11 protein-coding genes are annotated in these 12,423 nt (G+C 64.2%); 4 read left to right on the top strand and 7 right to left on the bottom strand.

The features are described 5' to 3' along the window. Window positions 1-6: 6 nt before the first annotated feature. Together JFU57_RS14855 and JFU57_RS14850 are read right to left on the bottom strand one after the other, a co-directional pair. Complete coding sequence (locus JFU57_RS14855; RefSeq protein ID WP_078473136.1) at window positions 7-504, bottom strand: RidA family protein; 498 nt, start codon at window positions 502-504, stop codon at window positions 7-9. 90 nt (window positions 505-594) lie between these two features. Continuing rightward, window positions 595-2,172, bottom strand: a complete 1,578-nt coding sequence (locus JFU57_RS14850) for a flavin monoamine oxidase family protein (protein ID WP_078473135.1) — start codon at window positions 2,170-2,172, stop codon at window positions 595-597. 311 nt (window positions 2,173-2,483) lie between these two features. Between JFU57_RS14850 and JFU57_RS14845 the strand changes: the two genes are divergently transcribed. Beyond that, complete coding sequence (locus tag JFU57_RS14845; protein ID WP_201129825.1) at window positions 2,484-3,500, top strand: MarR family transcriptional regulator; 1,017 nt, start codon at window positions 2,484-2,486, stop codon at window positions 3,498-3,500. Beyond that, window positions 3,494-4,246 (top strand): hypothetical protein, encoded by a 753-nt coding sequence (locus JFU57_RS14840; RefSeq protein ID WP_201129823.1) that lies wholly within the window; start codon window positions 3,494-3,496, stop codon window positions 4,244-4,246. Before JFU57_RS14845 ends, JFU57_RS14840 begins: the two co-directional genes overlap by 7 nt. Before the next feature lie 13 nt (window positions 4,247-4,259). On the opposite strand, the gene JFU57_RS14835 is transcribed toward JFU57_RS14840, so the two are convergent. The 5 genes from JFU57_RS14835 to JFU57_RS14815 form a co-directional block, all read right to left on the bottom strand. Beyond that, the gene (locus JFU57_RS14835) at window positions 4,260-5,453 is read right to left on the bottom strand and encodes a dipeptidase (RefSeq protein WP_201129821.1); all 1,194 of its coding nucleotides are present in this window, start codon (window positions 5,451-5,453) and stop codon (window positions 4,260-4,262) included. Window positions 5,454-5,637: 184 nt separating this feature from the next. Further along, the gene (locus JFU57_RS14830; protein ID WP_020297460.1) at window positions 5,638-6,606 is read right to left on the bottom strand and encodes an ABC transporter substrate-binding protein; all 969 of its coding nucleotides are present in this window, start codon (window positions 6,604-6,606) and stop codon (window positions 5,638-5,640) included. Between the two features lie 10 nt (window positions 6,607-6,616). Beyond that, complete coding sequence (locus JFU57_RS14825) at window positions 6,617-7,426, bottom strand: class II aldolase/adducin family protein (protein WP_201129819.1); 810 nt, start codon at window positions 7,424-7,426, stop codon at window positions 6,617-6,619. Between the two features lie 105 nt (window positions 7,427-7,531). Beyond that, the gene (locus JFU57_RS14820; protein ID WP_201129818.1) at window positions 7,532-8,470 is read right to left on the bottom strand and encodes a D-isomer specific 2-hydroxyacid dehydrogenase family protein; all 939 of its coding nucleotides are present in this window, start codon (window positions 8,468-8,470) and stop codon (window positions 7,532-7,534) included. After that, entirely contained in the window at window positions 8,467-9,684 is a 1,218-nt protein-coding gene (locus JFU57_RS14815; protein WP_201129816.1) for an acyl-CoA dehydrogenase family protein, read from the bottom strand. Before JFU57_RS14815 ends, JFU57_RS14820 begins: the two co-directional genes overlap by 4 nt. Window positions 9,685-10,099: 415 nt before the next feature. Between JFU57_RS14815 and JFU57_RS14810 the strand changes: the two genes are divergently transcribed. Continuing rightward, window positions 10,100-10,729, top strand: coding sequence for a cysteine dioxygenase family protein (locus JFU57_RS14810; protein ID WP_201129814.1), 630 nt, complete (start codon window positions 10,100-10,102; stop codon window positions 10,727-10,729). Beyond that, window positions 10,726-12,309 carry a rhodanese-related sulfurtransferase gene (locus tag JFU57_RS14805; protein ID WP_201129812.1) on the top strand — a complete coding sequence of 528 codons (1,584 nt, stop codon included), beginning with the start codon at window positions 10,726-10,728 and terminating at the stop codon, window positions 12,307-12,309. Before JFU57_RS14810 ends, JFU57_RS14805 begins: the two co-directional genes overlap by 4 nt. Window positions 12,310-12,423: the final 114 nt, after the last annotated feature.

Here is a 12,423-nt window from a genome sequence, read left to right as displayed (position 1 = left end):
CGGCGCTTAGTGCGACCTGGCGGCAACGGTTTCGACTTCGATCAAGGCCCCGGGCAATACCAGCCCGGCTACCTGCACCGTGGTTCGTGCCGGTTTCAGCGGCTGTTTTTCAGTGCCGAAGAACTCGCGGAAGGCCCGTTGCAGGCCATCGAAATCCAGCTTGCCGCCCAGGGCCGGGTCGCCCACCAGGTAGATCCGCAGTTGCACCACATCGCCCAGCTTCAGGCCCTTGCCGGCCAGGATCGACTCGACCTTGTGCAGCACTTCGCGGGTCTGGGTTTCGGTATTGCCGGCGGCGCGGATCTGCTCCTTGCCGGCCTTGGGGTCGACTGGGTCCGGCAGCAGGCCGGAGAGGTAGGTCACTTCGGTGCCGGCGGGCAAGGTCACCGATTGCAGGATCGGCGAATTCGGATAGGTCGACGGCACACGCTCGATGGACGCGGCCCAACTGCTGCTCGCGGCAAAAACGATCCCCAACCCCAACAAGGCTTTTTTAAAAGGCATGACAGACGCTCCAAGGTTATTTAATGCCAGCCTCGGAGGTCCGCTACCTGGCAAATCAGTGACTGCTGTTTTGATGAAAGCGCGGCTTTTTCAGGCCGTTTGCTTGAGTGGCGAGCTTTGCGCTCGCTCGAATAAATGGCGCACTACGCGCCGCGCTGCGCCGGCAGCGGCTTCCTGCCAGATGCCGACGCCGCTGTGGGCCAGGCCGTCGCTGGTCAGGTAGACCCGGCCCTGGGCCTGGTTCAGCAACTGGTAATCGGGCTCGGCCACGGCGTGGTTGATCCAGGGCCCGAGGTTGTAGGGGATCTTGCTCCAGGCAATCGCCAGGGGCTTGCGCAGTTCATGGCTGTGGCCGGGGTGCAGCAGCTCAACGGCCTGGCGTGAAATCTCGATCTGCTCGGCCAGGCTTCGTTCGCCGAATCTGCGCGCGGTTTCGCCATTGTTGTAAGCCGCCACCAGCACCCCTTCGGCCTGGTTGAAGCCGCCGCTGGGGTACCACAGACCGGAGGCTTCCTGATTGATAAAGGACAGGCCGCCGTAGATCTGGTAGTCGCTTTCCCAGAAGCGCCGCGACTGCCAGGCCACCTTGTTCGCGTAGCCGAACTGCACCTGGGCGATGGCCTGGCGCACCGGGGTGCTGAGGTTGTTTTCGACCTTGGCCAGCAACGGCAGCGGCAGGGAACTGATCACGTAGTCGGCGCGCAGGCTCTGCTGGCGGCCGCTGCGCTTGTCCAGATACGCCACTTCGACACCCTCGGCCTGGTTGTGGATGCCAAGCACTTCGGCGCCCAGGCGCAATTGGCCCTGCAACTGTCGGGCAAAGGCTTCGGGGATGCGGTCCATGCCACCCACCGGCTGGAACATGGTGGGCGAGAATTCGGGGTATTCGTCGATCATCAGCGCGGTGGTCAGCGCCGGATTGAGCAGGGTCTGCAACGGCAGCGGGTCATTCTTCTGCGCCAACTGGTCACCGGCACCGGGCCAGACCTTATAGCCGGAACGGGCCGAACCCAGGTATTCGAGCTTGTCGGAGAGGTCGCCCCAAGTCTTGAGAAAACTCAGCAGATTGCTGCGATCGGCGGGGCTGAGTTCCTGATCCAGCGCATTGCGATTGACCGCCTTTGCCAGCAGCTCGGAGAAGTGCCCACGGCTGTCATTGACCGCCTGGCGAATCTGCAGCGCCGGCTGGTTCAGGTCCGGCCGCACCAAGGCGTTGCGGCTGGTGTTGACCAGCACTTCCAGCTCCACCCCCAGTTCGCGGCAATAGCCGAGCATCAATTGGTGGTGGCTGGGCAGGCGCCCGGGGCCGGCATTGAGGTAGAAGCCATCGGCAAAATCCGCCACCTGCACGCTGCCATCGGTGTACTCGACCCGATCGCCGCGACGCACCGTCCAGTTGCGCCCGCCTACCCGCTCCCGGGCTTCGAGCAGGGTCACCTTGAACCCGGCTTTCTTCAACTCGTAGGCGCTGACCAGGCCCCCGATACCGGCGCCGATCACCACCACGCTGGCACCGTGGCCGACACTGGCCGTCGGCAGCGCGGCGTAGTTCTCTTCAGCAGCCTGCGCCCCGTCGCTCACCCCGAGCATGCCCATCACCGCACTGGCGGCCTGCAAGCCACCGACGGCGGCCACTCGGGCGATCAATTGTCTTCTGGTCAACGGCATGCAAGGGCTCCCTGCCTGGCGGATGGATAGTGCATTCGGTTATAGCCCAGCGCTACGATCAGTCACTTGGGTCTATGGGAAGCCATCCTAGGGGGAGCACTTTAATAAGAGAAATACATTTTAAGCATATGCAAATATTACTTTGTTTCATATCTTGGCGAGAGAATACTGCGAAAGGCGCATGCAGAGCCCTGCCAGGAGAGAATGCGGCTCGAAGACAGTGTGGCAGGACCGAAAGACACAAATAACATAATTATTGAACAGTAACACCATCAATGATACCGTTCACAAATCATGTTAGAGGTAGCATCATGAATCCCGAACTGCAGCTAGCCGCCCCTTACTTGCCTGCTCTGGCCTCTTATATCGAGACGGTGCTCGGCGACTCCCCAACATTCAGCGGCTGGGACCAGACCTCGCGTCTGCCGTACTACCTCAACAGTAGCTATTTCATTCTGCAGATGACTCTGTTGGGACAGACCTGCATTGTCCTGCTGGAAAACCAGCAGCGTTCGGTCAGCCTCCCGGACGTAAAAAAGCACATGGATGCGCTGCGCCAATTGACCGAGTCCCCACTGGTCTTTGTCACCGAGACCCTGGCCTCTTATGAGCGCAAGCGCCTGATCGAACGGGGCGTGCAATTCATCGTGCCGGGAAATCAGTTGTTCATCCCGGAACTGGGTCTGGACCTGCGCGAGTATTTTCGTGCCCGCCAGGAAAAGACCGAGTTCATGAGCCCGGCGACCCAGGCCATGGTGATTCACCTGTTGATGAACGACTGGAAGCATTCCCTACAGTTATCCCAGGCCACGCTGGGCCAGCCTTTCAAGTACTCGAAAATGACCATTTCCCGTGCCGTCAAAGAGCTGAAGGGACTGGGGTTGATTACCGTTGAGGCGGACAAGCAGCAGCACATCGAAATCCATGTTCCAGCTCGACAACTCTGGCAAAACGCCAGAAAGCACATGCGCTCCCCGGTCAAAAGGACCCTGTGGCTAAACCGGGTCCCCCTACTGGATGGACAGCCACTGCTGCTCGCCGGCGAATCGGCACTGGCCCGACAGACCCTGCTGGTCGAACCCTGGCTGGCCATTTATGCCTGCTCAAGTGAAACCCTGAACGCCCTGCAAAACGCAGCGGAGCCCATCACCGAAGTGGCTCCCGAGGAAGCCGCCTGTGCCCTGCAGATCTGGTCCTACGACCCCACCGTCTATGCTTGGGCGGTTCCTTACGTCGATCCTTTCTCGCTGATCCTGAGCTTGCAGGACAGCAAGGATGAACGGATACAGATCGGCTTGAGCCAACTTGAAGGAGACATGAAATGGTAAGGGGACTGGACCGCTTTCGTGAGTATTTTGCCGACTACACAGATCGCTACGTGATGATCGGAGGCGTAGCCGCCTATTTGAGCATGGAGCAAGCCGGCCAGGCGTTCAGAGCCACCAAGGATCTGGACCTTGTCCTTATCATCGAAGCCTTGGACGGTGCATTTGCCAGGCGCTTCTGGGAGTTCATCCGGGCGGGCGATTATCAGATCAAGCAACGCAGCAACCAACAGCCGGTTCTCTACCGTTTCATGACGCCGGCGGATAGCAGCTTTCCTGCGCAGATCGAACTCTTCTCACGCAGCCCCACAGGAATCGACCTTGCGCAAGGCGCAATCCTGACGCCTATTCCCATCGACGAAGCCGTCTCAAGTTTGTCCGCTATCTTGCTCGACGATGAGTACTACGACTTTTTAATCGCAGGCAAGCAGCAGATCGACGCCATCACCCACATCGGAGCGGATCGGCTGATTCCTCTCAAGGCCCACGCCTGGCTGAACATGAGCGAGCGACAGGGCCAGGGCGAACATGTCGACAGCAGGAGCATTCGCAAACACCGCAACGATATCCTCGGTCTATCAGTCCTCCTTGCACCCAGCTCCACGATACTTCCCGGCCAGATAGCCGAGGACTTGCAGCAGTTTCTGCTTCAGTTGTCCGGGCAGGACGTAGATCCGGCGGCCTTGGGACTGGCTGAAGATCTGCCACAAACGATCCTGCGCATAAAACAGGCCTTCCATTTGACCTGAAATAGAAGCCCTTCTACCGAACCGCCCTGCCCTGGGCCGCCGTCAAAACCCGCAACAGGTTGCCGCCCCAGATATTGACCAGGTCCTGCTCGCCGTACCCCGCCGCCAGCAGGCGCTCGGTGATCCGCGGCAGTTGGGTGACGTCCGCCAGGCCCTCGACCCCACCGCCACCGTCCCAGTCGGCGCCGATGCCGACATGCTCGGGGCCTACCACTTGCAGGATGTGCAGCAGGTGCTGCATGTAGTCGTCCAGGCTGGCCTGGGGTTGCGGGTAGCGCGCCTCGACCTCACGGATACGCGCGGCGAGGTCGGCGACCTGCTCCGGACTCATGCTTGCCGCCAGGCGAAACTCGCGGTACAGCGGTCCCAGGGCCTTGTCGCGCTCGGGGCTGGGCGGGCGCTGGATCAGGTCACTGCCGAAGCTGTTGACCTGCACCACCCCGCCTTTGGCCGCCAGCTCTCGCAGGCGTCGGTCATCGAGGTTGCGCGGGTGGGGGGTAATCGCCCGACTGCTGGAGTGGGAAGCGATGATCGGCGCCGTGGACAGCGCCAGCACCTGATCGAACACCTGATCCGAAGCATGGGACACGTCCAGCAGGATCCCCAGGCGGTTGGCCTCGCCCACCAGCTCGCGCCCTGCCGGACTGAGGCCGCGCCATTGCGGCAGGGCCGTGGCCGAGTCGGCGAAGTCGTTATTGGCCGAATGCACCAGGCCGAGCATGCGCAGGCCCAGCCGCTGGTAGGTCTGCAAGCGCTGGGGGTCGGCGGCCAGGGGCTCGGCGTTTTCCATGCTGATAAACACCACCCGCTGCCCACGGGCGACGATCGCTGGAACGTCTTCGGCGCGCAGGGCCAGGGCGAACTCCGCCGGGTGCGCGGCGATCAGGTCGCGGATCCGCGTGATTACCGCCAGCCCGTGCTCGCTGGCCAGGGTCCGGCCTTCGGCAGTCAGCGGGCCCTGGGGCGTGAAGACCGCCCAGAAGCCGCCGTCCAGGCCACCTTCGCGCATCCGGGGCAGGTCGACCTGGGACAAATCGGCCGCGAAACTGTGGCGCTGAGTGATGTCCCAACCCGGGCGCGCGAGTTGCATCGGGGTGTCGAGGTGGCTGTCGAGGACGGTCAGGCGTTGGTGCAGTTGCAGCGGGGTTTCAGCGGCCAGGGCCAGGGGGCTGGCCAGCGCGAGCACTAAAAGAGAGTGGGCAAACATCGAGGCCTCCGTGGCCTTGGGGGAATGGATAGACGTACTCCCGTAGCCGCTGCAGAGCCTGCGCTGGCCCTCTCAAGCGCCGGAATATGCAGGACAGATACGCGGCGTTATGGATGGACAGCGCAGCCTCGCAGGCACGGCAGCGGCTACAGGTCATTGGCACGCGGCTACCGGTGGCGAGGGTTCAGCTCCAGCGGAAGCTGCGGTCCCACAGGCCGGAGACGTCCAGCGCCTGGGGCAGGACGCCGGCTTCGAAAAACAGGTCGGCCACGTCTTGCTGCGATTTGACCGCCGCGTCGTCCACCGGCTGCAAAATCCGTGGCCCGCTCTGGGCCCGGTACTGGGCCAGGAACACTTCACGCGGCATGCCGAGGATCTTCGCGCTCTTGCTCGCCCACTCCTCCGGGTGGCTGGCAATCCATTGCCAGGCGCGGTACTCGCGCAGGATGTAATCGGTGATCGCCGCGTGCTTGAGCGGGTCGGCGATGCTCGCCTGGTTCGCCGCAATCACGTAGTTGCCGGACAAATACCCCTGCCCGGTCTTGAGCACCCGGGCCTCGGCGCGCAACTCGGCGAGCTGGATGAAATAGCCAAAGCTGACCCAGGCATCCAGCGCGCCATGTTGCAGCGCGGCAAAGCCGTCCTGGGGAGTCAGGGCCAGGGGGATGATGTCGTCGAAACCCAGGCCCTGTTCCTTCAGGGCCTTGAGCAGGAAGTAGTGCGAGCTGGTGGAGCGGATATAGCCGATGCGCTTGCCCTTGAGCTCGGCCACCGACTGTACCGTCGAACCCTTTGGCACCAGGAACGCCTGGTTGTTGACGTCGCCGGTGAGCACCGCGATCAACTTGACCGGGGCGTGGTTCTTGATGCCGAAGATCGGCGGGATCTCACTCATCGGCGAGATATCCAGCGTGCCGCTGACCAGTGCCTCGAAGCTCAGGTTGCCGCCCGTGAATTCGGCGTACTTGACCTTGTACGGCGGGGTTTCGATGCCGGCCTCGGGAAAAAAGGTCGGCGCCGCGCCCTTGTAGGTGGCCACGTTCAGGGTCACGCCACTGAGGTCCGGGGCCGCCAGGCTCAAGCGCGGCATGCCGCCGGCGACACTGGCCAGGCCGGCCAGGGCCGAGAGTTGGAGAAAACGACGACGCTGCATGGGCACATCCTTAATCGAGAAAGTCCGGCTCATCACGCAAGATCCGCGCGTGATAAGGCTGAAAACTGAACCAGCCACCGAATTCGGTGCCGACCTGGCGTGCGGTGTGGCGCGCCACGTCAGGCGGGATCGGCCGCGGCGTACCGGCAGCCTCGGCCAACAGCTGGGTCTGGGCGGCGTTGTCCATGGCGATAAAACGCCAGGCCGCGGCCTCCACGGTCTGGCCCACGGTCAGCAGGCCATGGTTTTGCAGGATCAAGGCCGGGTGCTGGCCCAAGGTCTGGGCAATGCGCGCGCCTTCGCTGCTGTCGAGCACCACGCCGGAAAACTGGTCGAACAACGCGTGCTTTTCATAAAAGGCGCAGGCGTCCTGGGTCAGCGGATCCAGCAGGCGCCCCAGGCTCGACCAGGCCTTGCCGTACAGCGAATGGGCGTGGGCCGCGGCCACCACTTCCGGGCGCGCTTCGTGCAGCGCCGCATGGATGGCAAAGGCCGCCAGGTTCAGCGCGCCCTCGCCTTCGACAATTTCGCCCAGGGGGTTGACCAGCAGCAGGTCCGACACCCGTATATGCCCGAAATACACCCCCACCGGGTTGACCCAGAAATGATCCGGCCGCCCCGGGTCGCGCACGGTGATATGCCCCGCGCCACCCATGTCGAAACCGTGCCGGGCAAACACCCGGAACGCCGCCGCCAGGCTTTGCTTGCGCTGCACCCGCTCCAGCTCGACCGTCGCCTGCTGCGGCGGCTGATCCCAACGCAACACCGTGTGCCCCTGGCGCGGCAAGTCATACACCGCCGGGCGCTTATATGCCGTCATGCCCGCTCTCCCCCTGCAAAAAATTCCACGCCCCTCGTAGCCGCTGACGAGCCTCGCCAGGCTGCGCGGGCCCAGTTGGCCGCTGAAGATCCGCAACTGCCCAGTTCAATACCCACGCCCCACCTCCACCCGATTCTCCAGCTCCAGCCCCTGGTCAAAACGCTGGATATTGCGCACCAGCAACTGCGCGATATTCAGATAGACCTGAGGCGAATTGGCTGAGGTATGGGGCGACAGGCGCACCCGCGGATGGCGATAAAAGGCATGCCCGGCCGGCAACGGCTCAGGGTCGGCGACGTCCAGGCTGGCAAGCGCGACCGCCCCCGAATCCAGGGCCGCCAGCAACGGCGCCTGCTGGATCAACGCCCCGCGCGCAATATTGATCAGGTGCAAACCCGGCTTGGCCGAGGCCAGGACCCGGGCATCGATGATGTGCCGCGTCTGCGCAGTCAGCGGCACCGCCAGCACCAGGTGATCGGCCCGGGCGAACAGCTCTTGCAAATCAGCCACCGCCTGCACCCCCGGCACCTCGAACGGCCGCGTCGATTGACGCAGGGCCAGCACCTGCATGCCCAGCGCCTGGGCCTTGGGTGCCAGGCTCTGGGCGATGCTGCCAAAGCCGAAAAGGCCCAGGGTGCTGCCCGCCACCGCCGCCAGCGGACGTTGCTGCCAGTGCTCGGCAGCCTCGATCCACACCTGGGGCAATTGCTTGGCTGCTGCGAAAATCGCGGCCAGGGCAAACTCGGCGATGGTCTCGGCGGTGCTACCCCGGGCGCTGGCCACTGGCAGGCTGTCGAACAGCCAGCGGGGAAAATAATCCAGGCCCGAGGTCACCAGTTGCACAAACTGCAAGCCGAAGGGCCAGCCCGCTGGCGGCTCCACGGCATCGCGAAAATCGCCATGGGGCGCTGCCAGCAAGACCCGCACATCCACCGGCAACGCCTGGGGCAGCCCCCGGGGCAACTCCAGCACCTCGACATCCGGCAGCAGCACCCGCAGGCGGGCATTGAAGGCCGCGTCCAGCTGGCTGGCGATACGGGTCATGCCTGGGCTCCCCGGGCGGGCAAGGCAAACGCGGCACGCCCGGCGGCGCTGAGGATCGCGTCGTTCTGCGGGGTATGAATCCGGCTGCAGAGCACGTCGCGGTAATGGCGCTCGATCGGATTGCCCCGGGCCAGCCCCGGATTGCCAATGGCTTCAATACCCAGTTCGACGGCGCTGATGGCGTTGCTGGTGACCAGGTACTTGATCTGGGTCGCCTCACCCGGGGCGATCCGCCCTTCGGCGGCGGCATCCAGCAGCACCCGGTTGTTCAATAGCAGGGCGTCGATGCGTCCGATCAACTCCTGAAAACGTGGCAGGCTCGCCAGCGGCGCGCCGAGGTTGGCCGGTGTGCGCTCGGCGAGCCAGGTCACCAGCCAGTCGCGCGCGGCGCGGGCCACCCCGTCATAGATCGACGACAGCAGCACTGCCAGCCACAGCACCCCATTGCTGTCGAGCTCGGACGGGCGCGGCACGTTGGCCGGCTGGATATCCACCGCCTGCTCCAGGGGCACGAACACCTCATCGAAAATCACGTCGTGGCTGCCGGTGGCGCGCATGCCCAGGTGATCCCAGGTTTCTTCGACGCTGATCCCCGAGGTCTCGCGGTGCACCAGCCAGGTGCCCACTTGCGGCTCGGCGTCGTCACTGCGGGCCCAGACCGAGAGCCAGGTCAGGCCGGGGATCCCGGTGGAATAAATCTTGCGCCCGCTGATACGCCAGCCGCCTTCAACGCGGCGTGCCAGGGTCCCGGGCAAGCCGCCACGAGCCGGGGTGCCCAGGTCTGGCTCGACCCGCAGGGCATTGATCAGCGCCCCCGACTCCACGGCCTCCCGCGCCACACGCTGGCGCAGGTGCAGGGGCCAGGCCTGGTTGTGTTGCAGGCGCGTGTGTTGCAGGTATTGCATCACCAGCACCAGGGCAGTGGACGGCTCACCCCGGGCCACGGCGCTAATGACCCGCCGTGCCTGGGCCAGGCTGGCCTCGCTGCCGCCCAACTGGCGCGGCACGGTCAGGGCCAGCAAGCCATGTTCATGCAGGCGCTGCAGGTTGGCATGGGGAAACTCGCTGTGCCGGTCGTAGTGCGCGGCACTGGCGGCAAACTCGCTGGACAGGTTTTGCAGCAGTTCGGCGAATTCAGGCGAGTCGAGGCCGGCGTGGGATAACGCCACCTGCGGCCCCGCCGGCGGGCGCTGGGCCACGGTAGAAAGGCTCATGGGTGGCTCCTGCGCGACCGCTGCCGATGCACGGAACCTGGCAGGAATGCGGACAATACTGAGTAATGGGGGGCTTGCGCGGGCATCTCGACTTCCCTTTTTCGACGCGTTGAGCCCCATGCTAACTACATAAAAAACCCTCGTGAAATTCGTTTTGGTTCTAACTTAATATACAAAAAATGCATTTATCCTAATTTTAGATATGCAATAAGCGGATGAATCAACCGGCGCTTGCGGGCCATGAGCCGGCGTTGCGCGGCACGGCGCCCTGGGGTTCCGGCAGAACCTTGAAAATCATCTATATTCATTCTTTTTTAGCATAATAAATCACTGGAAAAATACCCAAAAAGAATAATACCTTCTAGCGCACAGCGGTCGTTCGCCTCGAACTTTCCAGCTTCCACGGAGGGAGCCCATGCCCCACAACGCATTAACCGCCCGACCCGCCCCGGCCAACCTGGGACGCCTGCGGCTGTTCGTCCAGCAACTGGCGCAACTGCTTGAACAGCAGCCTCCCGAGGCACAGATCCTGGACCACGGCGCACGCCTGCTGCGCGAGCTGGTCAGCCATGACGATTGGCTGCCCGAAGCCTTCGCCCAGCCGGACCCCGAGCGCTACCAGCAGTTCCTGTTACACGCCGATGCGCTGCAGCGTTTTTCCATCGTCAGTTTTGTCTGGGGCCCGGGGCAGCGCACGCCGATTCACGATCACCGGGTCTGGGGGCTGATCGGCATGCTGCGCGGTGCCGAGTACTCCCAGGGCTTCGCGCGCCAGGCCGATGGCCGCCTGCAAGCGGCGGGCGAAGCACTGCGCCTGGAACCCGGGCAGGTGGAAGCGGTGTCGCCGCAGATCGGCGATATCCATCAGGTGGCCAATGCCTATGCCGACCAGGTGTCCATCAGCATCCACGTCTACGGGGCCAATATCGGCGCGGTCAAACGGGCGGTGTATGGCCTGGACGGCACTGAAAAACCCTTTATCTCCGGCTACTCCAACAGCCTTTTGCCAAACTTCTGGGACCTGTCGAAGGAGCCCCCGCAATGACCGATTTCCCCACCCGCAGCCACGCCCAGATCCGCCAGGCCCTGCTCGACCGCCAGGAACTGGCGCTGCTCGACGTCCGTGAAGAAGCCCCCTTCGCCGAAGCCCACCCGTTGTTCGCGGCCAATATCCCGCTGTCGAAACTGGAGCTGGAGGTGTACGCGCGCATCCCGCGCAGCAACACGCCGATCACCGTCTACGACCAGGGTGAAGGCCTGGCGCAGTTGGCCGCGCAACGCCTGCGAGCCCTGGGTTACCACGATGTGGCGCTGCTCGAGGGCGGCCTTGACGGCTGGCACGCGGCGGGCGGCGAGCTGTTCAAGGACGTCAATGTGCCGAGCAAATCCTTCGGCGAACTGGTGGATGCGCAGCGCCACACGCCGTCGCTGGCGGCCGAGGAAGTCCAGGCCCTGCTCGACGCCAAGGCTGACCTGGTGGTGCTCGATGCACGGCGTTTCGACGAGTACCAGACCATGAGCATCCCCGGCAGCACCAGCGTCCCCGGTGCCGAATTGCTGCTGCGGGTGCGCGAACTGGCGCCCGACCCGCAGACCCAAGTCATCGTCAATTGCGCCGGGCGCACCCGCAGCATCATCGGCACCCAATCCCTGGTCAACGGCGGCATCCCCAACCCGGTGGCGGCCCTGCGCAACGGCACCATCGGCTGGACCCTGGCCGGGCAGCGCCTGGAACACGGGCAGCAGCGCCGCTTCAAGGCCGCCACCCCGGGCAACCAGGCCCTGGCGCAACAGTCGGCACGGGCCGTGGCCGACCAGGCCGAGGTGGCGCGCATCGACCGTACCCAGTTGCACCAGTGGCAAGCCGACAGCCAGCGCACCACCTACCTGTTCGATGTGCGCACCCCGGAGGAGTTTGCCGATGGCCATTTACCCGGCGCCCGCTCCACCCCTGGCGGCCAGCTGGTACAGGAGACCGACCACGTCGCCAGCGTGCGCGGCGCGCGGCTGGTGCTGGTGGATGACGACGGCGTGCGCGCCAACATGAGCGCTTCGTGGCTGGCGCAAATGGGTTGGCAGGTGGCGGTGCTCGATGGCCTGCAAGCGGCCGACTTCAGTGAAACCGGAGCCTGGCAGGCCCCTTTGCCCGCCGTGCCCGTGGCCGAGGAAATCAGCCCGCAGACCCTGGCCCAGTGGCTGGAAACGCCCGGGACCCTGGTGCTCGACTTCACCGCCAGCGCCAACTACGTGCAGCGCCACATTCCCGGGGCCTGGTGGGCCCTGCGCAGCCAACTGGCCGAGTCCCTGGCCGGCATCGATGCACCGCAGCGCTTTGTCCTGACCTGTGGCAGCAGCCTGTTGGCGCGCTTTGTGGTGCCCGAACTGCAAGCCCTGACCCGGCGTCCGGTATTTGTGCTCAAGGGCGGCACCACGGCCTGGATCGCCGCCGGCCTGCCCGTGGAAGAAAGCCGCCAGCATCTGGCCGCGCCACGCATCGACCGCTATCGCCGGCCCTACGAGGGCACCGACAACCCACGCGAAGCCATGCAGGGTTACCTGGATTGGGAATACGGACTGGTGGCGCAATTGGGGCGTGATGCGACCCATGGCTTTTTTGTGATCTGAGACAAACACTGTGTCCAGCCGGTCGCTTGACCGGCTGTTCAGCGCTCCTCCCCGAGCCGCCTGCCCATGGCTCGATGCCCTCATGACGGGCAGCCCTGATAAAAAATGACAAAT

This window comes from Pseudomonas sp. TH07, from assembly GCF_016651285.1.
Classification (GTDB): Bacteria; Pseudomonadota; Gammaproteobacteria; order Pseudomonadales; family Pseudomonadaceae; genus Aquipseudomonas.
Note: the sequence above shows the minus strand (reverse complement) of the source record. Positions and strands in the feature narration are given on the sequence as shown.